This window comes from Kaistella pullorum (genome assembly GCF_014837035.1).
Classification (GTDB): Bacteria; Bacteroidota; Bacteroidia; order Flavobacteriales; family Weeksellaceae; genus Kaistella; species Kaistella rhinocerotis.
On record NZ_JACSPS010000003.1, the window covers coordinates 157,625 to 182,646 of the forward strand.

Annotated in this window: 23 protein-coding genes and 2 pseudogenes; 3 read left to right on the top strand and 22 right to left on the bottom strand. The window is 43.5% G+C overall.

Annotation, left to right across the window (positions count from 1 at the left end; all coding sequences use genetic code 11):
• Window positions 1–2: 2 nt before the first annotated feature.
• The 3 genes and pseudogenes from H9628_RS09280 to lptB form a co-directional block, all read right to left on the bottom strand.
• Window positions 3–593, bottom strand: coding sequence for a hypothetical protein (locus tag H9628_RS09280; RefSeq protein ID WP_251833870.1), 591 nt, complete (start codon window positions 591–593; stop codon window positions 3–5).
• An 11-nt stretch (window positions 594–604) separates the two neighbouring features.
• Window positions 605–2,332: an ABC transporter ATP-binding protein gene (locus tag H9628_RS09285; RefSeq protein ID WP_251834077.1), complete on the bottom strand. Its 1,728-nt coding sequence runs from the start codon at window positions 2,330–2,332 to the stop codon at window positions 605–607.
• A gap of 468 nt (window positions 2,333–2,800) precedes the next feature.
• Window positions 2,801–3,526 (bottom strand): annotated as a pseudogene (lptB, locus tag H9628_RS11955) (LPS export ABC transporter ATP-binding protein); the annotation flags it as partial.
• Between the two features lie 160 nt (window positions 3,527–3,686).
• On the opposite strand from lptB, the gene H9628_RS09295 reads away from it, so the two are divergent.
• Entirely contained in the window at window positions 3,687–4,181 is a 495-nt protein-coding gene (locus H9628_RS09295) for an RNA polymerase sigma factor (RefSeq protein WP_251833872.1), read from the top strand.
• Complete coding sequence (locus tag H9628_RS09300) at window positions 4,174–4,848, top strand: beta-carotene 15,15'-monooxygenase (protein ID WP_251833873.1); 675 nt, start codon at window positions 4,174–4,176, stop codon at window positions 4,846–4,848. The genes H9628_RS09295 and H9628_RS09300 overlap by 8 nt, the downstream gene beginning before the upstream one ends.
• 39 nt (window positions 4,849–4,887) lie before the next feature.
• Here the strand turns inward: H9628_RS09300 and rpoN are convergent, their stop codons facing one another.
• The 15 genes and pseudogenes from rpoN to H9628_RS09375 form a co-directional block, all read right to left on the bottom strand.
• Entirely contained in the window at window positions 4,888–6,366 is a 1,479-nt protein-coding gene (gene rpoN, locus H9628_RS09305) for an RNA polymerase factor sigma-54 (RefSeq protein WP_251833874.1), read from the bottom strand.
• A gap of 94 nt (window positions 6,367–6,460) precedes the next feature.
• On the bottom strand, window positions 6,461–7,906 hold the full coding sequence (gene asnS / locus H9628_RS09310) for an asparagine--tRNA ligase (protein WP_251833875.1): 1,446 nt from the start codon (window positions 7,904–7,906) through the stop codon (window positions 6,461–6,463).
• A 247-nt stretch (window positions 7,907–8,153) separates the two neighbouring features.
• Window positions 8,154–8,696, bottom strand: coding sequence for a ribosome maturation factor RimM (gene rimM / locus H9628_RS09315; protein ID WP_251833876.1), 543 nt, complete (start codon window positions 8,694–8,696; stop codon window positions 8,154–8,156).
• A gap of 291 nt (window positions 8,697–8,987) precedes the next feature.
• Window positions 8,988–9,548, bottom strand: a pseudogene (locus H9628_RS09320) (30S ribosomal protein S16); the annotation flags it as partial.
• Window positions 9,549–9,669: 121 nt separating this feature from the next.
• Window positions 9,670–10,197: a hypothetical protein gene (locus tag H9628_RS09325; RefSeq protein ID WP_251833878.1), complete on the bottom strand. Its 528-nt coding sequence runs from the start codon at window positions 10,195–10,197 to the stop codon at window positions 9,670–9,672.
• Between the two features lie 94 nt (window positions 10,198–10,291).
• The gene (locus H9628_RS09330) at window positions 10,292–12,508 is read right to left on the bottom strand and encodes a TonB-dependent siderophore receptor (RefSeq protein ID WP_251833879.1); all 2,217 of its coding nucleotides are present in this window, start codon (window positions 12,506–12,508) and stop codon (window positions 10,292–10,294) included.
• Between the two features lie 156 nt (window positions 12,509–12,664).
• A complete protein-coding gene (locus H9628_RS09335) occupies window positions 12,665–14,041 on the bottom strand; it encodes an APC family permease (RefSeq protein ID WP_251833880.1) in 1,377 nt (458 codons plus the stop codon).
• A gap of 36 nt (window positions 14,042–14,077) precedes the next feature.
• A complete protein-coding gene (locus H9628_RS09340) occupies window positions 14,078–15,958 on the bottom strand; it encodes an ABC-F family ATP-binding cassette domain-containing protein (protein ID WP_251833881.1) in 1,881 nt (626 codons plus the stop codon).
• 161 nt (window positions 15,959–16,119) lie between these two features.
• On the bottom strand, window positions 16,120–16,983 hold the full coding sequence (locus tag H9628_RS09345) for a glycoside hydrolase family 25 protein (protein ID WP_251833882.1): 864 nt from the start codon (window positions 16,981–16,983) through the stop codon (window positions 16,120–16,122).
• An 81-nt stretch (window positions 16,984–17,064) separates the two neighbouring features.
• Complete coding sequence (gene deoC, locus H9628_RS09350; protein ID WP_251833883.1) at window positions 17,065–17,808, bottom strand: deoxyribose-phosphate aldolase; 744 nt, start codon at window positions 17,806–17,808, stop codon at window positions 17,065–17,067.
• Window positions 17,809–17,813: 5 nt separating this feature from the next.
• Entirely contained in the window at window positions 17,814–18,284 is a 471-nt protein-coding gene (locus H9628_RS09355) for an Lrp/AsnC ligand binding domain-containing protein (protein WP_251833884.1), read from the bottom strand.
• Between the two features lie 29 nt (window positions 18,285–18,313).
• Window positions 18,314–19,234, bottom strand: coding sequence for an endonuclease/exonuclease/phosphatase family protein (locus H9628_RS09360; RefSeq protein ID WP_251833885.1), 921 nt, complete (start codon window positions 19,232–19,234; stop codon window positions 18,314–18,316).
• Between the two features lie 61 nt (window positions 19,235–19,295).
• Window positions 19,296–19,970, bottom strand: coding sequence for a tRNA (guanosine(37)-N1)-methyltransferase TrmD (gene trmD, locus H9628_RS09365; RefSeq protein WP_251833886.1), 675 nt, complete (start codon window positions 19,968–19,970; stop codon window positions 19,296–19,298).
• Window positions 19,967–21,229 carry an NAD(P)/FAD-dependent oxidoreductase gene (locus H9628_RS09370; protein ID WP_251833887.1) on the bottom strand — a complete coding sequence of 421 codons (1,263 nt, stop codon included), beginning with the start codon at window positions 21,227–21,229 and terminating at the stop codon, window positions 19,967–19,969. Before H9628_RS09370 ends, trmD begins: the two co-directional genes overlap by 4 nt.
• 77 nt (window positions 21,230–21,306) lie before the next feature.
• Window positions 21,307–21,663 carry a T9SS type A sorting domain-containing protein gene (locus H9628_RS09375; protein ID WP_251833888.1) on the bottom strand — a complete coding sequence of 119 codons (357 nt, stop codon included), beginning with the start codon at window positions 21,661–21,663 and terminating at the stop codon, window positions 21,307–21,309.
• Between the two features lie 129 nt (window positions 21,664–21,792).
• On the opposite strand from H9628_RS09375, the gene hemB reads away from it, so the two are divergent.
• Window positions 21,793–22,788, top strand: a complete 996-nt coding sequence (hemB, locus tag H9628_RS09380; RefSeq protein ID WP_251833889.1) for a porphobilinogen synthase — start codon at window positions 21,793–21,795, stop codon at window positions 22,786–22,788.
• Window positions 22,789–22,826: 38 nt separating this feature from the next.
• On the opposite strand, the gene H9628_RS09385 is transcribed toward hemB, so the two are convergent.
• From H9628_RS09385 to rlmB, 4 genes are read right to left on the bottom strand one after another with little or no spacing between them, the layout of a single operon-like run.
• Window positions 22,827–23,120 (bottom strand): TM2 domain-containing protein, encoded by a 294-nt coding sequence (locus tag H9628_RS09385; protein WP_251833890.1) that lies wholly within the window; start codon window positions 23,118–23,120, stop codon window positions 22,827–22,829.
• A 56-nt stretch (window positions 23,121–23,176) separates the two neighbouring features.
• On the bottom strand, window positions 23,177–23,686 hold the full coding sequence (locus H9628_RS09390; RefSeq protein WP_251833891.1) for a nitroreductase family protein: 510 nt from the start codon (window positions 23,684–23,686) through the stop codon (window positions 23,177–23,179).
• 21 nt (window positions 23,687–23,707) lie between these two features.
• Entirely contained in the window at window positions 23,708–24,157 is a 450-nt protein-coding gene (locus tag H9628_RS09395) for a hypothetical protein (RefSeq protein ID WP_251833892.1), read from the bottom strand.
• Between the two features lie 53 nt (window positions 24,158–24,210).
• Window positions 24,211–25,011: a 23S rRNA (guanosine(2251)-2'-O)-methyltransferase RlmB gene (gene rlmB / locus H9628_RS09400; protein WP_262891802.1), complete on the bottom strand. Its 801-nt coding sequence runs from the start codon at window positions 25,009–25,011 to the stop codon at window positions 24,211–24,213.
• Between the last annotated feature and the right edge of the window lie 11 nt (window positions 25,012–25,022).

Sequence of the window (25,022 nt, forward strand, 5' to 3'; positions counted from 1 at the left end):
ACCTACTTTTTCACTTCCACAAAGTGGTAAACCTGGTTGGTTTTCGGACTGTAAATCAAGGTGCTGGCGTTCGGGAAACGCTTTATCTTATAATACTGCATCCCGCGGTCTGTCTTGATTTCGTTTATAAAACTGAGGTCAATGCTGTTCGCGGGCAAAAACTTTTCGAAAAATGTGATCTTTTCGATGATTCCCGATCCGTCTACCTTTTCATATTCGGTTTTCGATTGTGATTCATCCGTTGTAGGTTGTTCTACCAGCGTTTTTAGCAGTAAATCTTTGTCCTGGGTTTTATATTTAAATAAATAAAAAGGTGTTCCGTTCGGGAAAGCCATTTTTTTACCTACTTCGTTTTCAAGGGTGAGCGTACTGTTCGGAAAAACTTCAGTGAAAGCGATGTTTTCGGCGCCCACCATTCTCCCGACTTGCTGCGAAATAGTTTCCTGCACGAGTTCATTGGTTTTCTGCTGCGCTTTTTCTTTCGCAGTAGTGACGGTTTGCGAGACCGTTTCCTCAATTTTGTTGCAGGAGATGACGCCAAAAAGCATCAGGCCTACTATCCAGTTTATTTTCATTGTATCTAAACTTTTCATTTTTAAATATTTTAATTTTCGCGGAACGAACTTACAAGTTTATCCAGGTTAAGGCTGCGGGCGGAAGCGTCAAAAATCTCGCGGTAAACGCCGTTCATCGCCATCAGCTCGTCATGAGTGCCATTTTCCGCCACTTCGCCTTTTTTCATCACGTAAATTCGGTCTGCATCCAGAATTTGCGACAGCGAATGCGAAATGATCACAACGGTTCGGCCCTGTTTTATCGCATCAAGCGAGTTTTTGATCTGTTCCGTAGCAATCGCATCGAGGCTTGCTGTAGGTTCATCCAGAAATATGATTGGTGGATCTTTCAGAAACAGCCGCGCAATCGCGATTCTCTGCTGTTGCCCACCGGATAGCTGGGTCGCATCGTGGCGGTATTGCTCCGGAAGATCTAAAATCTGGTCGTGCAGATAAGCTTTTTTCGCCGCCTGAACAATTTCTTCAAAGGTGGCGTCCATGTTTCCGTAACGGATATTGTCCTCGATACTGCCCTGAAAAATATGGTTTTTTTGCAACACTAAACCGATGTCATCACGCAATGCGGCATTTTCAAAATCGTTTAGCGGCGTATCATCAAGCAAAATCTCGCCGGAGGTAGGAAGATAAAATTTACACAGAAGATTGATGACCGTCGATTTACCCGCACCGCTAAGTCCGACCAGCGCCGTAGTCTTGCCGTTTTCGATGAGCATTGAGACATCTTTCAGCGCCGCCATGCCGTTAGGATAAGTAAAATTTACATTTTTCAGTTCAAATTTTCCTTGCAGCTCAAGTGCTTCAAAAGTACCGTTTGGCTCCGTCTGGTCGTCGGCTTCCAGGATGTCAAAGAAACCTTCAGCGTAGATCATTGCATCGTTCATATCGTCATAAATCCGATGCAGTTGACGAATCGGTGCGGAAACATTGTTGAAAAGCAGGATGTGCAGCATGATCGCACCAATGGTCATCTGCTGGTCGAGTACCAAAAACACGGTAAGCAAAATGATCAGTACTACACCAAACTGTTCGATGAAAGTCTTCAGGCCATCATAGATAAAGTTCGTGCGGCGCGTAAAGAGTTGGCTGTCCATCAGTTTCATCTGCAGATCATACTGTTTTTCACCTTCAAATCTCTCGCGCACGAAACTTTTAATCACCATGATTGAGTTGATCAGATTCAGCAACCCTGAAGTCTTGCGCTCACGTTGGTTCCGCAAAGTTCTGCGTACACCGGCCAGTTTTTTGGCCTGAAGCGCACTCACGTAAAAGTAAATGGGAACAACTACGGTGGAGACCAGACCAACATATACATTCTGCATGTACATGATTACCAAAGCAATGATTGCATTTGAAAACAAAGGCAAGATATCGATAAAGAAGTTCTGGACGAGCTTGGTCAAGCTTTCTATTCCGCGGTCTATGCGCACCTGCAGCTTGCCAGACTCGTGGTTTTCATCATTAAAATAAGAGACACGGTAAAGCAAAATCTTGTCAATCACCGATTGAGCCAGGACAGAACTCGTGCTTATTCTTATTTTTTCACCATAGAATTTCTGCCCAAACTGTATAAAGATATTCAGCAGTTCCTTGCCTAAAAGTACAGCGGAGATGACAACCAGCACGTGGATTCCTTCACTCATCGGATGTGGCAGCTGCGTGAGCTGCGTCACTTCGTCAACCGTATATTTCAGCACAAGCGGATTTACCTGCGCCAGCAACGCACCTACAAAAGTGAGGAGCAGCGTGCCGATAATCATCTTGCGGTACGGCCTGATGAACGGGCGGAGCTGCCTGTAAATCTGTAGAAGGTTGATTGTCCTGTTAAACGGTTTCGGCATTGGCTAATTTTGGCTTAGCGTGTTGGTGATGAGCGATTTTATTTAAATAGATCAGTTCTCAAACGGGAAACTCGTGAGATAGTGCAGTTCGGCTGTACTTAATTTTTTTGCTGCGGATTCTGCCTCTTCTTTAGACAGCGCTTCACCAATGAGTTTTTTCTGAAAAACGAATGAGTTATTGGCGTTTTTGTCAACCACCTGATTAAAAATATGTTCGATTTCCGAGTTAGACAGAGACGCAAAACTTACATCTTCGAAGCCGTACATCAGTCTCAAGTCACCGATTCCGGCGAAATTTTCTTCAACAAAATCCTGTAACTGTGCTTTCGAATCAAAATTTCCGGCCCAAATATTATAGACATAGGTTTTCTTTTTAGGTTTATTAAGAATATCCTGATACACGAAATTCTCACCTAGATATGCTTCCCTGACCATCGGATCATTGGCTAAATCCTGCGGCAAACCTTCTTTAAGGATTCTGCCTTCGAACATGATGTAGGTCTTATGCGTGATTGCGAGGGTTTGCTGTACGTTATGATCCGTAATCAGGATGCCGATATTTTTGTCGACAAGACTTCTTACAATCTTTTGGATATCTTCTACCGCGATTGGATCTACCCCTGCAAATGGTTCATCCAAAAGAATAAAACTGGGGTTGGTCGCCAAACAGCGCGCAATTTCCGTCCGCCGTCTTTCACCACCAGAAAGCAGGTCCCCACGGTTTTTTCGCACGTGCTGAAGTGAAAATTCCTCAATCAGTTCATCTACTTTCATCTGCTGTTCACGCTTCGAAAGTTTGGTGAGTTGCAGAACGCCGAGGATATTGTCTTCCACAGATAATTTTCGGAAAACCGAGGCTTCCTGCGCCAGATAGCCAATCCCTTTCTGGGCCCGGCGGTACATCGCATCGTTGGTAATCTCTTTATCATCAAGGAAAATCTTTCCGGATGTAGGTTTTACCAAACCAACGATCATATAAAAACTGGTGGTTTTCCCGGCACCGTTCGGCCCCAGCAGCCCGACAATTTCGCCCTGCGAAACCTCTACTGAGACGCCTTTCACTACTTTTTTCGGTCCGTATTCCTTTATTAAATTTTCTCCGCGTAGAATCATACGGCAAATATAAGAAAAAGCATGCCGAGCGCGCGTAAGCAGTGATGCGAAGGGAAGTGTAATCATCAGGCATCATTGAAATCCGCACGGCACCATTAGAAAAAATTTAACAAAACAAGGCTAAAAAAACTTATATTCGCTGCTATTATTTTTAGGCGTTTTGAGTGTAAAGGAAAAGGAATTTGCGAAACTCATCAAAGATAATCAGGGTTTGATTATTAAAGTTTCGCGTCTGTACACAAACTCACTGGAGGATGAGCAGGACCTTTTTCAGGAAATCGTGTTACAACTCTGGCGTTCTTACGACACATTCAAAGGCCAATCTAAAATTTCGACGTGGATGTACCGCGTGGCCCTGAATACAGCAATCACACTTTTCCGCAAGAAGACAAAATCGCCGCAGACCGATGAACTGATGGATTTTCACGCCAGCAGCTATCTGGAAGATGATGACGAAAAGCAGCAGCAGATTTCGCTTCTTTACAAAGTAGTGAAAATGCTGCCACAGGTGGAAAGGGCGATCGTGATGATGTATCTGGATGATTTGCCGTACCGCGATATCGCCGAAAACCTTGGTATCACCGAAGTGAACGCGCGTGTGAAGATGAACCGGCTGAAGAAAACCCTGAAACAACTAATGGAAAAACATGCCTGAATTTGATTTAGATAATTTAAAAAAAACCTGGCAGGAGCATAAAGTAGAGCCAAAATACAGCAACACCGAAATAGAGGCGATGCTGAACAAATCATCGCGAAACTACGTGAAATATATCCTCTGGATAAGTATCGCAGAATTTTTAGTGATTCTTTGCCTTAATATTTACTATACATTTTCAAGCGATGATGCCGGATCTTTCATAAAGATGCTCGAAAAACTGGGCGTGCACAACACCTTGAAACTGCAGGCAGATTTCGCACATCTCTATTTTGTACTGAAAATTATCAGCCTGCTGGTCACCGCATTTTTCGTCATCCGTTTTTACCAAAACTACCGCAAGATTCATGTAGAATCTAACCTGAAAAAGCTGATCCTGCAGATCATCCGGTTCAAAAAAACCGTGAACCTGTTCATTTTGATCAACATTCTGTTGCTATTGGCTTTCACTGTGGTACTTACCGTTTTCAGTTTCATTGCTTTAGCGCAACAGTCAATCCACCTGAATCATCCAACTTTAATCGGCTTTATAGTGGGCTTGGTGGTGATGACGCTTATCAGCGTGTTGCTGATTTGGGTTTATTACCGAATTGTGTACGGCATCATACTTAAAAGACTCGGCAAAAATCTCACTGAACTTCAAAGAATCGACAACCAGGAACTATAAAAAAAGGTCAGCGCTTGCTGACCTTTTTAATTTTAATCTTTATAACTCTTTCCGAAGCCTTGCCACCGGAATATTAAGCTGTTCGCGGTATTTCGCAATGGTCCGGCGGGCGATATTGTAACCCTTTTCTTTCAAAAGACCTACGAGCGCGTCATCGGTAAGCGGCTTGCGCTTGTTTTCTTTGCTGATGACTTCCTGCAGATGATTTTTGATCTCTTTAGTCGATACTTCTTCACCGTCATCGTTGATGAGTGAATCCGAGAAAAGGCTTTTCAGATAAACGATGCCGTTCGGCGTGTCCGCATATTTACTTTTCACTACACGTGAAATCGTTGAAATATCAAAACCGGTGATATCTGCGACATCTTTCAGAATCATTGGCTTCAATGATTTCTCATCACCCGTGATAAAGTAGTTTTTCTGCAGTTTTACAATTGCTGAAATGGTTTGCAGCAAAGTATTCTGTCTTTGATTGATCGCATCAATATACCATTTTGCGGCATCCAGCTTTTGCTTGATAAAAAGCGCAGCCTGCTTATGGTCCGGCGATTTCTTATCGTGAGAATACGTGGTAAGGATCTCCTTGTATTCGTCTGAAACCCGAAGGGTAGGCGCATTTTTGCTGTTCAGTAACGGAATAACGTCCGTCTGCCCATTCTTACCTTCTTTTATTTGAATTACAAAATCGGGGATGATTTCTTGGTTGATCGTGATGGTTTGTGTATCAAAGTTTCCACCTACACGCGGTGAAAGTCTTGAAATTACTTCCAGCGCATCTTTCAGGTCCTCTTCTTCAATATCGTATTTCTGGATGATCTTGTTGTAATGCTTGTTCGTAAGCGCATCAAATTGATTTTTAAGGATGCTTGCCGCTAAACTTACCGCTTTGTCAGCGCTCACCTTCTTCTCAATCTGAAGCAACAGACATTCTTGTAGGTTTCGGGCGCCAACACCGGGCGGATCAAGTTTCTGTACGTAATTTTCAAGAACGTCCACTACGTTTTCCTGCGTCGTATAGATGCCCTGCGCGAATGCAAGATCGTCAACAAGCTGCTTGATCTCACGACGCAAATACCCATCGTTATCGAGGTTTCCGATGATGTATTCGGCGATTTTGAGGTCTTCACCCTCGATGTTTGCGAGCCTTATCTGCTCTAAAAGATAATCGTAAAGCGACTGTCCCTCGGTGAGCAAAGAACCGCTGTCAAATTCCTCGTCATCGGCAGAATAATTGCTCGATGCGGTTTTGTATGCAGGTTCATCATCGAAAATATAATCATTCACATCAAAATCTGTATCGATGCTGTCTGTGCCTTCTTCTTCATAAGTCTCTTCGGCGGACGGGAATTCTTCTGTTGAAGCATCTTCCTGTACTTTTTCCAGCGCCGGGTTTTCTTCCAGTTCGCGCTCCAGCTCTTCCTCGAACTCGAGCGTGTGTAGCTGGATAAGCTTCATGAGCTGTATTTGCTGCGGCGCTAATTTCTGGCCGAGGCGCATTTGTAAGTTTTGTTTTAACATTCCTTATCTGGTCTCACTAATGTGATTTGTGCGTTTTTATAGCAATATTGCTGTTTTCTTATTTCACTTAATATGGCTAAAAGTACTGAATTTTTTAGAATTCAGCGTTGTGCGGCGTTCGCGGGAACGGTATCACGTCGCGGATATTGGTCATTCCCGTTACGAAAAGCACCAGTCTTTCAAGCCCAAGCCCAAAGCCAGCGTGCGGAACCGACCCGAATTTTCTTGTATCCAGATACCACCACAACTCGTGTTCGTCAACATTCATGGTTTTCATTTTCTCCTGAAGTACAGCCAATTTTTCCTCACGCTGAGAACCTCCGATTATCTCTCCAATTCCCGGGAACAGCACATCCATGGCTGCTACGGTTTTGCCATCCTCATTCAGTTTCATATAGAATGCTTTGATCTCTTTCGGATAATCGAAGAGCACCACCGGGCTTTCAAAATGTTTTTCAACCAAGTAACGCTCATGCTCACTCTGCAGGTCTGCGCCCCACTCTTCTATCGGAAACTGGAATTTGCCCTTCTTGTTTTCTTTTGAATTCTTTAAGATATCAATCGCTTCGGTGTACGAAACGCGCTTGAATCTTTTCTGGATGACATTCTGCAATTTTTCGATCAGGCCTTCATAAGCTCTGTCTTTTTCGGGTTTCTGCTTTTGTTCTTCCGCGAATCTTTTATCGAGGAAATCGAGGTCATCCTTGCAGTTTTCAAGCACATATCCAATGACATATTTGAGGAAATCTTCGGCTAAATCGATGTTGTCTTCCAGGTTGTTGAAGGCCACTTCCGGCTCCACCATCCAAAATTCTGCGAGGTGGCGTGTAGTATTTGAGTTCTCTGCTCGGAAAGTCGGCCCGAAGGTGTACACGCGGCCAAGTCCCATCATCGCAGTTTCCACATTCAGCTGACCCGAAACGGTGAGATTTGTCTTTTTTCCGAAGAAATCCTGGCTATAATCGATCGCGTTGTTTTCATCCCTCGGAATTTGATCGAGGTCAAAATTCGTTACACTGAACATTTCACCCGCACCTTCCGCATCTGCACCCGTGATCACAGGCGTGTGCATATAGAAAAACTGATTTTTGTTGAAGAACTGATGGATGGCAAAGCTTACCGCGCTTCTTACACGGAAAACTGAACCGAAAAGATTGGTTCGAAACCGCAGATGCGCCTGCTCGCGCAAAACCTCAAGCGAATGTTTTTTGGGCTGAAGAATGGTTTTATCACGCTCTTCGGTGAAATTATCGCCCAGGATGATGATTTTCTTCGCGATGATCTCAATCGTTTGGCCCGCACCCTGACTTTCAATCAGTTCACCTACAATCTTAAGTGAGGCGGCAGTGCTGATATTCTTAATGATATTTTCATCAAACTTCTCGAAATCTACCACAACCTGAAGGTTATTGATCGTAGAGCCGTCATTCAGTGCGATGAAACGGTTGCTGCGGAAAGCGCGCACCCAGCCCTGCACAGTGATATCGTGATGTAAAAGTTTTTTATAATCTGTAAGTAGTTCGTTGATCGTGGTTCTCATTAGTTTAAATCAATAATGTTTTTATCTGAAACGGCCGACTGAATACAACACCGGTGTTTCCTACAAATGTACTGAAAAGCGGCGTAATTTTTGATGCAGGAAAGAAGAATTTGCGGGTGCCGAAATATTGGCAACCCGTTTTTTTTTGCTTCCCAAACCCGCGATCCGACTTGAACGGAGCTCTTTTTGCGAAGCGCAGCGAAGCAAAAAAGCGGGAGTGGAAGGCGGAAAAATCGCCCTGAAAAATCTACTCGTCTTTCTTTGACGGCACCAGGAACACATCCATCAAACCTTCCGGTAAAGCCATTTTCAGGAATTTTTCTTCACGGTTTAGTTCCAGGATCCAGTCTTTGATGATCGGAATGATGATTTGCTTGCCCGCAAAATCGAGCATGAAATAATGCTGCGCGGTCTGGTCGTTTACCGATACGATGGTTCCGCAGCTTTTGCCGTCTTCTTCCCGGATTTCATAACCGATTACCTCATGATAGTAAAACTTGTTGCCGGTAAGGTTCGGCAGCGTAGAAAGCGGTAGATAGACATCTTTACCAAGTGACTGGTCCACAAGCGCCTCCGTAGAATTCTTGAACGAAATGATCAGCGTATCGGCTTTTCCCCAAGACTGTTTTGCCACGAAAAATGGCACCAGCATGCCGTTGATGTCTACGAAAACCGAATCGAGTTTGCTGTACATTTCGGGCTGGTCTGTATCAAGTTTCAGAAAGACGTTTCCCTGCAGGCCATGTCGGCGGGTGATTTTGCCTAAAAAATAGCAGTCTTCTTTTTTCATATTCTTATTTAATCTAAAAAACTGAAGGAGTAAGAAACCTCTCAGCAGTTGCAAATATAAATGGTTTTAAAATAACAAAGACGCCTGCAAAAGGCGTCTCTGAATGTATTTTGAAAGAAATTACTAAGCTTTTGCTTCGTCGTCACCTTCAGTTTTAGGCGCTACAGCGTCAGCAATTTTTTCAGTAACATCTGCTACTGTTTCTTTCACTGCGTCTACTACTCCTTCTACTGCAGCTGCTGCGTTACCAACTGCTTCAGCAACTGTATCTACTACTGATTTCTCTTCGGTAGCGGTTTCTTCTGCAGGTGCGTTAGCTGCTACTTCTTCTGCTGCTTTAGCGTCTGCCGCGGCTTTCTCTTCAGCTAATTTTGCGTCAGCCTCAGCTTTTGCGTCAGCTTCGATTTTCGCTGCTGCGTCAAGTCTTGCCTGGTTTACTTTAGCTTCAGCTTCAAAAGCTGCTTTTTTAGCATCTTCTTTAGCCTTCTTCAGTCCGTCTTTTTTACCAAGAACCTGCTGCTCCTTGCCTTCCAACCATGTGTTGAATCTCTTTTCTGCTTCAGCTTCGTCAAATGCACCTTTAGCAACACCACCTAAAAGGTGTTTTTTGTAAAGTACGCCTTTGTAAGAAAGAATCGCTCTTGCAGTATCGGTAGGCTGTGCACCGTTGTTAAGCCATTTTACTGCTGAGTCTACGTTCAGCTCGATGATTGCAGGGTTTGTAACTGGGTTGTAAGTACCCAATTTCTCGATGAATTTACCATCTCTTTTTGCTCTTGCATCTGCAACTACGATGTGGAAAAAAGGTTTTCCTTTTTTACCGTGTCTTTGTAATCTGATTTTTACTGACATAAATGTTTGATTTTGTGGGAACTCGTCCCTGTTTTATTATTAAGTGTGCAAAGATAATTAATTTATCGGAACCGGCAGCGCTGATTTTTATTTAAATTAAACTGAATCACACAGCCGCAGCCTACTGGAAGAACACCATGATGAGCGACAGCACAAAGCCGATGCCCGCATAGATCATCCCACGGCGGAACGCTTTTGATTTGAAATTAAACATCCAAAAGGATGAAATCACGAAAAAGAACAGCACCAGCCCGAAAAGCGTATTGAGTGAGGCATAGCGGTGTTTGGAGGTGGATTTGTGCAGTTCATTGAACTTTTCGAGCACGTACGGAAGCTGCATTTTAGAATATTTTGCCTCGCCGGTCTTTACGTTGTATGTTCCCTGCTCAAATTTTCTTAGATCGCCTTCACTGCCTTTGAATTCTACGTTTCGCATTTTGATTTCCTTTGCGAGTTCCTTTTCGGTAAGGCTTGGTCTCAGAACCACTTCATACTTGTTCTCTTTTTTAAGGAAATTGGTGTCGCGGTAAATGAGTAAAACACCGCTGATCGCGTAAACCGCCATGATCCCGGCCGTAAAATAGCCTAAATAACGGTGCAGGATGCGCATCGTAGCCTTCACATTCTGTTTTTTCTTTTTAGATTCCATAGTTTTTTAATGTTTAATTTGACTTTTAATGATAAAAGTGGAAACCTGAATTTCCACTATTTATCGCTGAATTTAATTTGATATTTGTTTTTTCTTAAAGCTTGTAAGTAAATGTGAGATAAAAATTCCTCGGCGTGATCGGGTTCACCGAATAGTTTTCGTGATAGTTGTAATTCACCGTGTCGAACAGGTTTCCTACTTTGGCCATCACGCCAAATTTCTTCCAGTCGTACCCTGCCGACAATGCAACAGTGGCATAATCATCAATCGGCAACAGTCTTGAAACGCCGTTTCGCGTATCGATGGTTTCTTTGGTATCATTCCAACCCGCGATTCTGTCACCCACAAAATAAACGCTGGCACCAAGTCTCAAACCTTCAACATATTGGGTAAATGTGTAAAAAACAGATGCGTTCGCAGTAGTAGCCGGCGTTCGCACAAGTCGCTGATTTTCCACATAACCAAAATCCACTGGCGTATCAAGGTAAACTGAATGGTTGTAAGATGCACCCGCAATTATCGAAAGGTTTGGCAACGGATTACCGGTAATATCGAGTTCTACACCGCGGCTGCGCATCTTTCCGGCAAATTCTTTAATGGTGGAATCGTTATTAACCTGACCCTGAGCATTAAATTCCGCCATTTGGTAAAAGTTTCGGTTTTCAATCTGGTAAAGCGAAAGGTTCAAAGCTACCGTATTGTTCCAGAAATTCTTTTTCATACCCAACTCGAACTGATCGATGATGGAAGGTGTGAGTGAGTTTTCGTAGATATCGCGACCGGTATTTGCAGAAAACGAATTGGTATACGTGGCAAAAACAGAAAGATTGTCATTCGGCATATACACCAAACCTGCTTTGGGTGAAAAGGCCCTGTCCACAGTTCCTGCGGTCAGTCCTGTCTGGTTGGAAGCGAAAGACTTCTTCTCAGTATCTTTATTTTCAATATAAGACCATCTCAAGCCAGCCAATACTTTAAACTGTTCGGTAATACTGATGAAATCCTGTGCATAAATTCCAAAACGCTGCGTTGGGATCCGCGTTCTGTCTCTTTTGGTTGAAGTGGGCATTGCACCGCTGGCCCAGGAAGAAGGGTCGTCAAGATATACTAAACCGTTGGTCGCGTTGCCGCCCGTTCCATAAACTGTTTGCGACAGATCAAAAGCGTACGCATCCGCGGTGCCGTAATCACCATCTGTTCCGATGAGGATCTTGTGATTTAATTTCCCGGTGTTGAATTCACCGTTTAAATTTAGTTGTAAAGAAGTATAATTCTGCTCGTTATACGTCTTGTTCACCGGACGGTTCCATTTCAGGCGGTCTGCATTATCGTAGGTCCAGGTAACCCTTTCAGTTGAGAAATAATCTTTCGTGTAATTTTGGTAAGAAGCAACGGTATTAAGTGTCCACAAATCATTGAACTGATGATTAAATGTGATTCCAGCCGTGGCTTGCTGCGTATTCTGATATTGCCAGTCAGCTCCCAAAAAGGAGTTACGTGGCAGAAAAGTGTTGAGTGAATAAGATTTGTCACGGTTCTCTATGGCACCAATTCCGAAATCAGGCGTGAAATCATTTCTAAGATAATCAGCCTCAACGATCAGCTGAGATTTTTCACCGATATTGAAAAGCAAAGAAGGATTGAAATAATATTTTTGAGATTCTACCACATCACGGAAACTTTCAGCGGTTTCATAGGTACCGTTCACACGAAATGCAACTTTCTTGCTCAGCGGTCCATAAAAATCAACAGTAGGCTTGTAAGTGTTCCAGCTTCCGACATTCAGACCGGCGCTTCCACCGAAATTAAACCTGGGTTTCTTGGTTACAAGATTCACCACGCCGCCTGCAGCCACGTTACCATAAAGCATTGCGTTGCCTCCCTTCAGCACTTCTACCCGCTCCAGACCCGAAGTTTCAGGAAAAACACCGCTGTTTACCCGCGAACCATTCTTAAAAATATTGTCATTTCCGAAATTGAAGCCACGTCCACCAAAGCTGTCCTGCGAATTTCCGCGGGATGATGTGATATAAAGTCCATTCACATTCTGTAAGACGTCACTCAACTGTTTTGCCTGCTGTTGCTCGATGATCTCGTGCGTCACGATAGCGATAGGCTGCGGATTCTCCATCACCGTGAGATTAGATTTCGTGGTGAACGTTTTTGCAGTATTCGGGTTTCCGGTTTTGTGAAGGTTGATATCTTCAATCTGCTGTACGCGCAACGTGTCGTTTTCTGGGTTGAAACTCATCTGCGCGGTAGCCGAAACGCTTATAAAAAGTAATCCTACGGCAACAATCTGCTTTTTCATTAATAGTTTTTATTTAGAATGATTTAAAATAACGATGCAAATGTAAAAAAGCAAAGCCTTTGGACCAAACTTATTTGTAATAATTCTAAATAAAATTCCCTCTTGAAAGCTAACGGGCTGATGATGAAGTAATTTATAAATATGATAAATGTCAGTTTAGGACTTTTTCAACAAAAATCCGAAGACTAAAAAGACCAAACTGATGAGCATATACGTGATTCCGTTGGGTGCCGTGGCAGTTCCAAGCAGCACGACTACGATTCCAAATATGGCTGTCACCGCCATGATTTTTTTTAAAATTTTATTTCCGGTAAAGACATCTTTGCGGAAAAGACGGAAAAGACCGATGAAGAGCGCGCCGTTTACCATATATATGAAGACAATCGGGATTGCCGAAATATCGAATCCTCTCTCTGTGAATACCGGCGCTGTGTTGCTCACAAAATAGATGAGCATATACATAATAATGATCGCAAGACCCAGCAATGCACTGTTCACGGGCATTTTCGTCTTGGGATCGATAACATCGATATTCAGAAACTTCTTTGCTTTAGGCAAATTTGAAAACTGAAACGGTACACGGATGGTTGCCAGTAAAAGACCGTTTGCAGCGCCCAATACAGAGATAATGATGAAAAGCTGCATCACCAGCGCGCCTGTGTTTGAAGCAACCTTGCGCGAAAACTCCGTGATATAGGTGTCTTTCAAAGCAATGATTTCGTCACCACTCATCCGCAGTACGATTCCCGAATAATAAGAAACGTAAATTACCATCACCGCAATTGTCCCAATGATCAAAGCTTTCGGTAGGTTTTTTCGGGAATTTTTTATCTCACCGGAAATCTGTGTCGCGATGTACCATCCGTCGAACGCAAACGAAATCGGAACAAAACTCGCCGCTACTAAAAGAATAAATGACGGTGAACTGCTGGTATTTTTCACTGCAAAAGCAAAAGTATTGGTTTCCTCCACGTCGCCCTTCATCAAACTTAAAATACCGATGGAAGCAATCAGAATAAGCGGAAGAATCTTCAGCACCATTGTGAACTGCTGGAAAATCCCACTGCTTCTGGGCCGGAAAATATTAAAGACAAAAAAAATCAAAACATTTACTAAGCCAATCAGCAAAAAATGAAGATTTCCCGGCGAAAAACTCATGAATTCAGCGCAGAAATACGCAATATAGATGCCCGAAACGGTAAAGAGAACCGCAGTGAGCAACGGATAGAACAGACTCATGTACATCCAGCCGACGAAATAGCTCGCTGTCTCACCGAAGCGGAAATTTACATAATTGAGCACGCCACCATCTTTCGGCAACACTTCGGCATAATTCGACATCGAAATGGCACCGAAAACCACACTGATCCCGACAATTACAAAACCTAACAGTCCCGCGAGGACATTGCCCTGTGTAGCGACCAAAACATCGTCAACTTTAAAGAATATTCCTGAACCAATGACCTGGCCGATCACCATCGAAATTGCGGTGAACAGGCCGTATTTGGCCTCGAGCTGCTGGTTTTTCTCCATAAAATTTGAATTACATTTTAAGAATATAACGATGCGTTATTCCTGAAGTTCAAGCCAGCGAAGTTCGAGATTTTCAAGCTCGTCTCCCAACTTCTGAAGTTCTGCAGACAGCGTGGAAATTTTGTCGTAATCGGTTTCGTTATTCAGTTTTTCAAGGATTTCTGCCCGAAGTTTTTCGAGGTTTGGCATTTCCTTATCGATCATTTCAAGTTCACGCTGCTCTTTGAAACTCAATTTCCGCTGCGGTGGTTTTTCGACTTCCGTTTTTGGCGTTGGTGTCTCAACTTTCGGTTTAGCTTCCACCGCCGGACTTTTTTTGCTGAGTTCCTGACTTCGTACTTCGCGATATTCGGAGAAATTGCCTACGAAACCGCGGACTTTTCCTTCACCCTCAAATGCCAGGACGTGATCCACAATTCTGTCCATAAAATAACGGTCATGCGATACGATGATCAGCGAGCCCTGAAACTGCAGCAGGAAATTCTCGAGTACTGTGAGCGTCGGAAGATCGAGGTCGTTTGTCGGTTCATCGAAAATGAGGAAATTCGGATTCTGATACAGCACGTACATCAGATGCAAACGCCGCTTTTCGCCACCGGAAAGTTTCGAGATCGGCGAATATTGTGTTTGGTCATCAAATAAAAACAAGCGCAAAAACTGCGACGCCGAAATTGTGCGTCCGTTCGCCAGCGGGAAATTCTCACCGATTTCTTTAATGAAATCAATCACACGCTCATCTTCTTTATACGTAAGGCCTTTCTGCGAGAAATAACCGAATTTAATGGTTTCTCCGGTTTCTATTTCGCCATTATCGTAGGGTTCAAGCCCTTGGATGATATTTAAAAGTGTAGATTTTCCGGTACCGTTCTGGCCGATGATGCCCACTTTCTCGCCGCGCTGAAACTGGTAGCTGAAATCTTTAAGCAAAACCTTTGAACCAAAACTTTTATCGATATGCTTAAGCTCCAGGATTTTTTTTCCGAGACGCTTCATCTCAAAATCCAGTTCCAGACTTTGCTTGCGGGTGTCTTGTTTCGCTACTTTTTCTGTCTCATAGAAATCTCCGATACGCGATTTCGACTTGGTGGTACGCGCTTTTGGCTGGCGACGCATCCATTCCAGTTCTTTGCGGTAAAGATTTTGTGCCTTATCGATTGTCGAATTTAAATTTTCTTCGCGGATGATCTTGTTTTCAAGGTACGTCGCGTAACTGCCGTGGTGTACGTAGAGATTGTTATCCTCCATTTCCCAGATGATATCACACACAGAATCAAGAAAATAACGATCGTGCGTTACGAGCAGCAGCGTGATTTTCGCTTTCGAAAGGTAATTTTCGAGCCATTCAACCATCTCTACATCAAGGTGGTTCGTGGGTTCATCCATAATTAAAAGGATGTGACGGTGTTCTGCGCGGGTTTCCGTCAAAAGTTTTGCAAGTGCAACCCTTTTTATCTGTCCGCCGGAAAGCGTTCCCATCTTCGCCTCCAAATCTGTGATTTTTAGCTGCGTGAGAATCTGCTTCATCTCATTTTCAAGGTCCCAGGCTTTGTGCATCTCCATCTCGGCCAGGGCTTTGTCCATGTCATCTGGATCTTCGGTATGCAGCGCGTGGTGGTAATTCTTTACAGCCATGATAGGCGGCGAATCAAGTGTCATCATGAACTCCTCCACCGAAAGTGCGGAATCGAACTCAATTTCCTGATCGAATAAAACAACCTGAATATCTTTATTGATCACCACATTGCCCGAATCTGCAATCTCTTTGCCCATCAAAATCTTGAGCAAGGTAGATTTTCCACTGCCGTTTTTGGCTACGATCGCAATTTTATCGCCTTCATTTACATTAAAGGCAATGTCTTTAAACAATACTTTGAGGCCATAAGATTTGGTGAGATTTTCGGCGGAAACGTAGTTCATTTGGAAGGTTTAGATTGAGCGTAAATTTGAGACTGCAAAAATACTAATATTTAAGCGGATAATGAGGAACGCAGAAAGGCGGTCAACAGGCCGCCTAGGTTTGTCTGCAAGCTTAAAAGGATTGTCGTGCGGAAAAGTCCCGCTGAACTTCACCTTGGTGATTAATCAATCGTCAGCCTTTTGAGCGACCAAAGACTGCCGTTGTACACATTCACGTCTACTTTTGTGTTGATTCCATAAACGATTCCGTTCTCCGTAAACTGCCACATATCCCAATTACCGGTAGGTGTAGGCTGCGGCACATCGTTGTAATTGGCGAGCCAGAGCGGATAATCATCAAATTCGCCCTGCAGGAAATCTTTGTGATAATGGTAATAGGTATAAATGATGGGTTTCACGCCGTACGCTTCCTCGATAATCCGGCACCAAATTTTCAGATCTTCGATGAGCTTTGCGTTCGATTTTCGCCGTGGTATTTTTTCGATGTCCAAAACCGGCGGCAAATCTCCTTCCTCAAGCTTCACATTTTCAAGGAAATTGTTGGCCTGACGCACCGGGTCTTCATCTGCGCGGTAAAAATGGTATGCACCACGGATCAGTTTATGCTTTTTGGCGAGCTGCCAGAACTCCTCGAAATGTTTGTCTGCACTTCGGTTGCCCATTGTGGCTCTTAAGATTACAAATTCTATAGGAATTGCGCGGTTGGCGATACTCAAACTGTCCCAGGCAATATCTTCTTTGCGCTGATAATGGGACATATCAATGCCAAAAGTCTTGTCATTGTAACCGGTAATGATTCTGTTGATGCGCTGCTCTTCGGCTTCGGTATTGCTCAGGGACTTATGCTCGAATTTATCAAAATACATCGCATAATAGAAGGTGAGCGTTTGTTTAAGGTAAAAACCAGTTCCGATCAGCGCTGCTATTAAAATTAAAAGCAGGACCTCCCGCCGCAAAAGCCAGTGGCGCTTTCGTTTCTTATGAATTTTCCTTTTCGTCTTTCGCGCTGAAGATTTCTTTGCCATGGCCTGCAAAAATAGCGTATAAAAATAAAAAACCGTGCAAGGCGCACGATTTCCTGATTGTACTTAATGTATTTAAATTAATTAATATCCGTCCTTAATTTCCTGGTCAGAAACCAATGAAAGCGCAGAAGAAGTTCCGATTCTTTTCACACCCATCGAAATCATTTTTTGGGCATCTTCGGGCGACTTTACGCCACCGGCAGCCTTAACCGAAAGTTTTCCGGCGTTCTGTATCATCAGTTCAATTCCTTCAAAAGTAGCACCGTTCGGCTTGCCGTCTTCGGTAAGATAAAAACCTGTAGATGATTTCACAAAGATGTCCGGAAGTTGGTTTTCCTCAAAATTTGCTTCCGCCCATTCGCGGATATCTTTTGTGATCGCTACAATCTGTTCGTCGGTAAGCGCTGCAATTTCTATAATCCATTTCACCACTTTCCCGTTGTCAACCGAAAGTTTGGTCCCTGAGACAAATTCGTTTTTCACAAGGTCTTTCTGTCCGGCTTTGTAGGCTTCGTAGTTGATTACGAAATCGAGTTCATCTGCACCGTCCGTGATGGCTTTTTCAGCTTCCACGAGTTTTTCTGCAGTACTTGCAGTACCTTCATGAAAACCCATTACAGTTCCAACTTTCACGGCCGAACCTTTAGAAACGAGATAATCTTTAATCTCTTTTACAAAATCGGGCCGGATCATCACCTCATAAAAACCGTTTTGAATGGCTTCATCGGTAAGTCGATAAACTTTTTGGCGCGTCTCTTCTTCGCTGATGCCCGCCTGAGACGGTGTTTTCAGGTATGTAGAATCTAAAAATGCAGTGATATTCATAGCTTTTAAACTTTCAGTTGTCTGTTAATACTTTGTTCGAGGGAGATAAAGGTTTCGGTTCTGGTAACGCCTTTCAGTTTCTGCAGCTTGTTCAAAATTTGCATCAGATGATCATTATCACGGCACAGCACTTTAAGAAAAATCGTATAATTCCCCGTCGTATAATGCGCTTCTACCACTTCGTTTACTTCTTTCAATGCTTTCACCGCATCATGATAATGGCTGGGCTGCTCAAGATAGACACCAATATATGAAACAACGTTATACCCTATTTTTCGAGGGTTCAGGAATGAAATGGAGTTTTCTATAACGCCCGCCTGCTCGAGTTTTTTGATGCGCTGATGTACGGCCGTGGTAGAGATCCCCACATTTTTGGAGATGTGGGCCAGAGAAGTCTTGGCATTATCCATCAGCATATAAATAATTTCTTTATCCACAGGGTCTAAGTGGTAACTCGAGTTTATTGCACTTTTCATATCGTAGTGTTCTATATATTTTTTTAAGTTTAATTTAATACCGTTATTACAGGAAAATGATCGCTGTATCCGCCCAGATATCGTTTTCCCGCATACGTCCTTGCCGGCCGCTGAGCCAATTTCCGGTTGCTGCTTCTCAACTTCTCGTGAGAGAAAACTTTAGCGGCGGTAAATTTAAGCGGAAAGTCTGATTGCTGAAAGTGTTCAGACAACATGATTTGATCAAACGTTTGGCCGCTCTTATTGTGAAACGTAGAGTATATTCCGTTTGTATACAGATCGGCAAAAGGGTTGAAAATTTGTTTTCCAGAATTGTTTTTAAATATTGGGAGAAGCATCTTGTCATCCGGATTACAATTAAAATCACCCATCAAAATCACTGCTTCGGAATTGCTGTTTTGTGCGATGTCGGCGGCTAAACGTCTTACAAGGTTTTCGCGCAAACCAAAATTTGCATCTTTATCCTTCCTCGAAGGAAAATGAACGACGTACGCGTTAAAAATTTCGTTACAAAACCCGAGTCGCACATGCAGGATATCCCGCGTGTCAAAGACCTGCCCTGATTCTTCCGTCAACCGAATAGTCTTGGAAGACAGAATTTCTACTTTTTCGGGATCGTAAAGCAATGCCACATCTATTCCACGTGTATCTGCGGAAGGGAAGTGTACAGCGCGGAAAGCTTTAAAAAAAGGCAATTCAAGAATATCAGTAAGTGCTTTCTCACCCTGAATTTCCGCAACTCCGAACAACATTGGCAAGACACCTTCGGAAGCCGAAATCAATTCAGCAACGTGAGCTATCTTATTAAGTTTTTGGCGGTATTTGCGGTCGTCCCAATTTCGTAATCCTGAAATTGTAGGGTCCGCGCTGTGAACAGGAGGCGCGTCCGGCAGCAATAAATTTTCGACATTATAAAATGCGAAAATCTCCTTCGATCTGTCATATTCCATCTGCGTGCATACCTTTACTTTTGCAATGTAAAATTACGAATAATAATTGGTTATGAGTGGATTATTGCAGCAGATCAGGCCGACGTTCGCGGGTGATTTTTATCGCCTCATCATGCAGCCAGTCTTCTATTTTGCTGAAGTTACCACTGAGCAGCACTTCGGGCACATCAAGACCTTTGTAGCTCGCAGGCCGTGTGTATACCGGCGGTGAAAGCAAATCATCCTGAAAGCTGTCTGTCAGCGCGCTTTGCTCGTCATTCAGCACGCCAGGAAGAAGCCGGATCACGGAATCGGCCAGCACACAGGCGGCCAGTTCTCCACCGGTAAGGACATAATCGCCAATCGAGATTTCTTTGGTAATGTGGAGATCACGCACACGCTGGTCAATCCCTTTGTAATGACCACACAGAAAGATCAGATTCTCCAATGTAGAAAGTTTGTTTGCGATTTTTTGATTTAATGTTTGCCCGTCCGGTGTAAGGTAGATCACCTCATCATAATTGCGCTGAGACTTTAGTTCTGAGATGCAGTTATCCAGCGGTTCTATCATCATCACCATGCCAGCTGAACCACCGTAAGGCGCATCGTCTATCTGGCGGTATTTTCCCAATCCATAGTTCCGGAGATTGTGAAAGTGGATTTCAACCAATCCTTTATCAACAGCCCGTTTCAGGATCGAAGTTTTAAACGGACTTTCCATGAGCTCCGGTAAAACGCTTATAATGTCAATTCTCATTGTTCAGTTTCATTCTTTTTGTTGGGGATGATGATAAGCCGCAGCGACGAATCCTTGTTAAAATAACTCCACATCCAGTTGAAAAATATTGCGACCTTATTCCGAACGGAGAGGATGAGCATCAGATGCAGGAACATCCAAAAATACCAGGCCAGCAAGCCCTGGAATTTAAAATTCGGCAAATCCACTACCGCGCGGTGTTTTCCTATCGTGGCCATGCTGCCGCGGTCTGTATATTCAAATTCTTCCCACTGATTCTGTGATTTCCTGAGCAGATTCCGGCCCAGATTTTTCCCCTGATTGATCGCCACGTTTGCTACCTGAGGATGTGCGGCCGGGTATTTGGGCGTTTCCATGTAAGCGATATCACCAATCGCAAATATATTATCGTATCCTAATACACGGTTGTATCGGTCGGTTTTATAGCGGTTTCGCACCACGGTTTTAGGGTCAAGCCCATCAATGATATTTCCCGTTACGCCAGCAGCCCAGATCACATTATTGGATGGGATCGACTTTCCGCTCTGCATATATACTTTGTCGCCATCATAGTCAGTCACGAACTCTTCGCTCATGAAGATTACGCCCAGTTCTTTAAGGTATTTTTCACTCATCACCTGAGATTCTTCACTCATCGTGCTCAGTGAGGTGGGCGTAGAACTTACAAGAATCACATTCAGGTTACTGAAATTCATGTGCGGATAGTCGCGTGGAAGGATCTCGCGCTTCATTTCGGCAAATGCGCCGGCCAGCTCCACACCTGTAGGTCCACTGCCTACGATCACGATATTCCAGTTGCCATCATCAGTGCGTGATTTCTGCATGATGATTTTTTCAAATGTAAGCAGCACGTGATTTCGTATGGCGATGGCTTCCTGCGTATTCTTCATACCAAATGTTAACGTCTCCATCTTATCATTTCCGAAGAAATTGGTCTTGCAGCCTGTAGCCAGAATCAGTTTATCATAGGTAATCTCGCAATCCGGAGAAACTATTTTGTTTTGGGAAGGTAAGATTTGGTTTACCTCCATCATCCTGTATTGGATGTTGCGCGAGCGCTGAAATATTTTTCTGAAAGGAAAGGATATGTTGCTTGGCTCGATTCGCCCACAGGCCACCTGATAAAACAGCGGCTGAAACATGTGGTGATTCACCTTATCGATTACAATCACCTTCTTGTTTTTGTTATTTAGCATTCTTGCGAGTTGCAGGCCGGCGAAACCGCCGCCGATGATCACAATTTTTTCTCGGCTTTCCATAATACAAATTTAAAAGTTTTTGTACAGCTAATATTCCGGTGGCGAATGCAAAAAAAATCCCTGAAAGTTCAGGGAGATTATTGTTTTACTATTTGCGTCACCTTCTGCGTATTGTCGCTCATGATGTAGCGCATCAGGTACTTTCCGGGTTTTAACCTATCGAGCCTGATCTCTCCGGAGTTCATATTCACAGCATATTCAGCAACCTGCATTCCAAGAATGGAATAAAACGTAACCGATTTTATTTTAAGTAAAGGATCTTTAGACTTCACCACTATGAAATCACGTGCCGGATTCGGGTAGGCAACCATCAAGCCGTCATCAGACTTTTGTGATGCTGCCAAAGGCTCCCGGGCTGCCGACTGCGCGGAAACATGACCCGAAAAAGCGGTAAGCGAACCGATTAAAAATATCGAAAACAGTAATTTTTTCACCGTATATAACTTTATATTTAAGAGAATATCCTTACAAATGTAAGAATTTGGAATTTACTCACAATAGTTTTTTTATAAAACTATCTTTAAATTTGCAGCGCATAGTTCAAATACTATTCCAAAAGAAAAATGATCCTATATTCACGAAACCGTAGACTCCGCACATCTGCGTCCATACGCGCGCTGGTGCAGCAAACGGTACTTACCACAAATGATCTCGTGATGCCCGTTTTCGTGATGGAAGGCGAAAATACCAAAGAAGCAATAGCGTCGATGCCAGGAATTTTCCGTCGCTCGATAGACCTTACTGTTCAGGAATGCCGCGAACTGTTTTCATTGGGCATAAAAGCCGTAAATCTGTACATGAAAGTGCCGGAAAACCTTAAAGACAATAAAGGCACTGAATCCTGGAACCCTGATGGGTTGATGCAAAGAACCATTAAAGCAATAAAAGACGCGGTTCCGGATATGGTGGTAATGCCTGATGTGGCGCTGGACCCTTACTCGATTTATGGCCATGACGGCATCATAACCAACGGAAAGGTAGACAATGACGCGACGAATGACGCTCTAGTAACGATGTCTATATCTTTGGCTGACGCCGGCGCCGACATTCTGGCTCCCAGCGACATGATGGACGGACGCGTAGCAGCGATGCGCGAAGGTTTGGAAGAAAACGGACATACTGACGTGGGAATCCTGAGTTACGCCGCAAAATATGCGAGTTCGTTCTACGGTCCCTTCCGCAGTGCGCTGGATTCTGCACCAAAAGATTTTGCGGACATTCCAACTGACAAAAAAACGTATCAGATGGACTTCCACAACTCCCGTGAAGCGCTCGATGAAGTGTACAAAGACGTAGCAGAAGGTGCCGACATCATTATGATCAAACCCGGCATGCCTTACCTTGATATCGTGGCAAAAGTTCGCGAAGCGATTGATTTACCGATTGCAGTATATAATGTAAGCGGCGAATATGCCATGCTGAAAGCAGCCGCACAAAACGGCTGGCTAGACAATGACCGTGCGATCCTGGAGAGTCTGACGTGTATAAAACGCGCCGGCGCTGATATGATCTTCACTTATGCAGCAAAAGAAGCCGCCGTGCTTCTCAATAATCAATAAAAAAAAAGGAATCAACTGATTCCTTTTTTTGCTTTGTCTTAAAACCATCCTTTTTTGTTGTGCACATAGGTGCGGTCAAACTGTTCATCGGTCATCGTTAGGTACACAATACCTTCAATAAAAGGAATGAGTGTCGCGAGCCCACATGTTACGATATTCAGCACGATTTGTATGATTCCTTCCGTAGTATAGCCAAGAAAAAATTTGTTTGCACCAAATGCACCGAGCAAAATTCCGAGAAGTCCCGCTGCCAACTTCTTTTCTGAGCGGTAATAATTGTTTGGTTGAGGATTGTGCCCGTGTTCGGGATTTGTATAGCCGTAAGTTTCCATTGAGTTGTTTTTAATGTTCTAAAATCTGTCGGAAACTTTTTTATTCTGTTACATCATTAAATTTTACCTAAGAAGAAAAGTCCATAGCATTTTTGGTTTTCGTCAAGGCCCAGGAATTCACCGAGATGATTAATGAGACCCGGACTACTCCAATAACAACCTACATCATGAACTGATGCCGTAAGGTACATGTTCTGCACAGCCATCGCAGTGGCAGCAATCTCTTCCCACTCCGGCACCAGACCGCTGAAGTTAACTGAAATACTGATGACTGCATCAGCTTTAGCGGCTTTTTCAGTGATGCTGACGTATTTTTTTTCGAGAAAATTTTGGGGAGCAACGGTTGCTTTATAGATTTCAGCCATCTTTTCACCCAAAGCACGCTTTTCTTCGCCTTTAAAAACTTTAAACCGCCACGGCTTGGTTCTTTTGTGGTTGGGTGCGAATTCCGCAGATTTCAGGATTTCGTGCAGTATTTGATCATCGATTTCCTCAGCCGTGTAATCCCTTGGAAAAGTACTTTTCCTTTGTTCAATGATCGCTTTTAGAACTGTTGCTTTATCCATTTAATAGGTTTTTTTAAGAGCTTACATAACGTGCTCAATGGTCTGGCTGATGTTATTCAACACAAAAGAATCACCCGCGCTTTTACCAAACATGATCTTTGCCATCGGGCTTTCCTCTGAAATTGCATAGAAACGGTCTCCTTCGTAAAAGAATTCGCCAAGTGAAACCGAAATATAAAATCTTGCCTTGTTCGTGAAAACCATCGAACCCAGTTGCACGGTTTCGGTAGGTTTATTCAGAACTTTCAGCATATTGCGGTTCAGGTCGTGCAGTGAACCAAGCTGTCTTTGCATTTGGTAAATCTCCTCCTGTATCTCCTCGCGAATAGAATCGTATTTGGGTGTCTTTTTTATATCGCGGCTTGCATCCTGTGTGAATTCCAGAAAATTTTCAAGTTTCTTTATCTTGCCGGCGATCACCTCCAGAACGTAGCTTCGTATGTCGCTTTTCAATGCTGTGCTTTTGCGCATATCTGCTCTTTTTAATTTAATTTAAAAATTTAAAGAGAAAAAGATGCCAATTTCTAGCCCGAAACCGCTGTCATTTTTTGCCGCACCGCTTCGTACAAAATAGCGCCGCACGCCACAGATACGTTCAGCGACTGTGTTTTACCTTCAATCGGCAGTTTGATTTTCTCATCAGAATGATGCAGAACTTCTTTTGAAATACCTGTTTCCTCATTGCCCATCACCACCGCGCATGGCTCAGTGAAATTCACGTCGTAAATGAGTTTGTTTGCCTTCTCAGTTGCTGAAAAAACCTGTACACCCGACTGTTGCAGGAAATCGACTGTATGTGCAAGATTTTTTTCCTTACAAATTTTCAGATTGTAGATTGCGCCTGCACTTGTTTTTATCGCATCTGAATTGATTGGTGCGGCTCCTTTTTCCGGCAAAATTACGGCGTGGACACCCACACATTCGGCTGTACGGCAGATGGCGCCAAAGTTCCTCACGTCGGTAAGGCGGTCAAGAATAAGCAGGAACGGTGTTTTTCCTTCCTCAAAAAGGCGCGGCAATACATCTTCAATCTTTTCAAAAGGCACATCAGAAATAAACGCCACCACACCCTGATGATTTTTGCGTGTGAAACGGTTAAGTTTCTCTACAGGAACATAGTTTGGGCGGATGCCGTGTTTGGAAAGCAGATTTTTAAGTTCCTGGTAGATTTCACCCTGAAGCGCGTTCTGAAGGAAGATTTTATCTACGGTTTTTCCCGCGTCGATCGCTTCCATCACAGGCCGCAGACCAAAAATGAAATCGTCTTTTTTACTGCCTTCAGGTCTTTGAGATTCGGGGTTGTTATTTTTATTCTCGTAGTTCAATTTGTTTTAAT

Excerpts from the sequence above, each read along its gene's own strand:
- trmD (WP_251833886.1), bottom strand. The coding sequence starts at position 19,970 with ATGAGAATTGACATTATAAGCGTTTTACCGGAGCTCATGGAAAGTCCG.
- H9628_RS09340 (WP_251833881.1), bottom strand. The coding sequence starts at position 15,958 with ATGAACTACGTTTCCGCCGAAAATCTCACCAAATCTTATGGCCTCAAA.
- hemB (WP_251833889.1), top strand. The coding sequence starts at position 21,793 with ATGATCCTATATTCACGAAACCGTAGACTCCGCACATCTGCGTCCATA.
- H9628_RS09330 (WP_251833879.1), bottom strand. The coding sequence starts at position 12,508 with ATGAAAAAGCAGATTGTTGCCGTAGGATTACTTTTTATAAGCGTTTCG.
- H9628_RS09390 (WP_251833891.1), bottom strand. The coding sequence starts at position 23,686 with ATGGATAAAGCAACAGTTCTAAAAGCGATCATTGAACAAAGGAAAAGT.
- rpoN (WP_251833874.1), bottom strand. The coding sequence starts at position 6,366 with ATGTTAAAACAAAACTTACAAATGCGCCTCGGCCAGAAATTAGCGCCG.
- H9628_RS09300 (WP_251833873.1), top strand. The coding sequence starts at position 4,174 with ATGCCTGAATTTGATTTAGATAATTTAAAAAAAACCTGGCAGGAGCAT.
- H9628_RS09285 (WP_251834077.1), bottom strand. The coding sequence starts at position 2,332 with ATGATTATCGGCACGCTGCTCCTCACTTTTGTAGGTGCGTTGCTGGCG.
- rimM (WP_251833876.1), bottom strand. The coding sequence starts at position 8,696 with ATGAAAAAAGAAGACTGCTATTTTTTAGGCAAAATCACCCGCCGACAT.
- H9628_RS09325 (WP_251833878.1), bottom strand. The coding sequence starts at position 10,197 with ATGGAATCTAAAAAGAAAAAACAGAATGTGAAGGCTACGATGCGCATC.
- asnS (WP_251833875.1), bottom strand. The coding sequence starts at position 7,906 with ATGAGAACCACGATCAACGAACTACTTACAGATTATAAAAAACTTTTA.
- H9628_RS09355 (WP_251833884.1), bottom strand. The coding sequence starts at position 18,284 with ATGAAAAGTGCAATAAACTCGAGTTACCACTTAGACCCTGTGGATAAA.
- H9628_RS09280 (WP_251833870.1), bottom strand. The coding sequence starts at position 593 with ATGAAAAGTTTAGATACAATGAAAATAAACTGGATAGTAGGCCTGATG.
- H9628_RS09385 (WP_251833890.1), bottom strand. The coding sequence starts at position 23,120 with ATGGAAACTTACGGCTATACAAATCCCGAACACGGGCACAATCCTCAA.
- H9628_RS09345 (WP_251833882.1), bottom strand. The coding sequence starts at position 16,983 with ATGGCAAAGAAATCTTCAGCGCGAAAGACGAAAAGGAAAATTCATAAG.
- deoC (WP_251833883.1), bottom strand. The coding sequence starts at position 17,808 with ATGAATATCACTGCATTTTTAGATTCTACATACCTGAAAACACCGTCT.
- H9628_RS09370 (WP_251833887.1), bottom strand. The coding sequence starts at position 21,229 with ATGGAAAGCCGAGAAAAAATTGTGATCATCGGCGGCGGTTTCGCCGGC.
- H9628_RS09395 (WP_251833892.1), bottom strand. The coding sequence starts at position 24,157 with ATGCGCAAAAGCACAGCATTGAAAAGCGACATACGAAGCTACGTTCTG.
- H9628_RS09360 (WP_251833885.1), bottom strand. The coding sequence starts at position 19,234 with ATGGAATATGACAGATCGAAGGAGATTTTCGCATTTTATAATGTCGAA.
- H9628_RS09335 (WP_251833880.1), bottom strand. The coding sequence starts at position 14,041 with ATGGAGAAAAACCAGCAGCTCGAGGCCAAATACGGCCTGTTCACCGCA.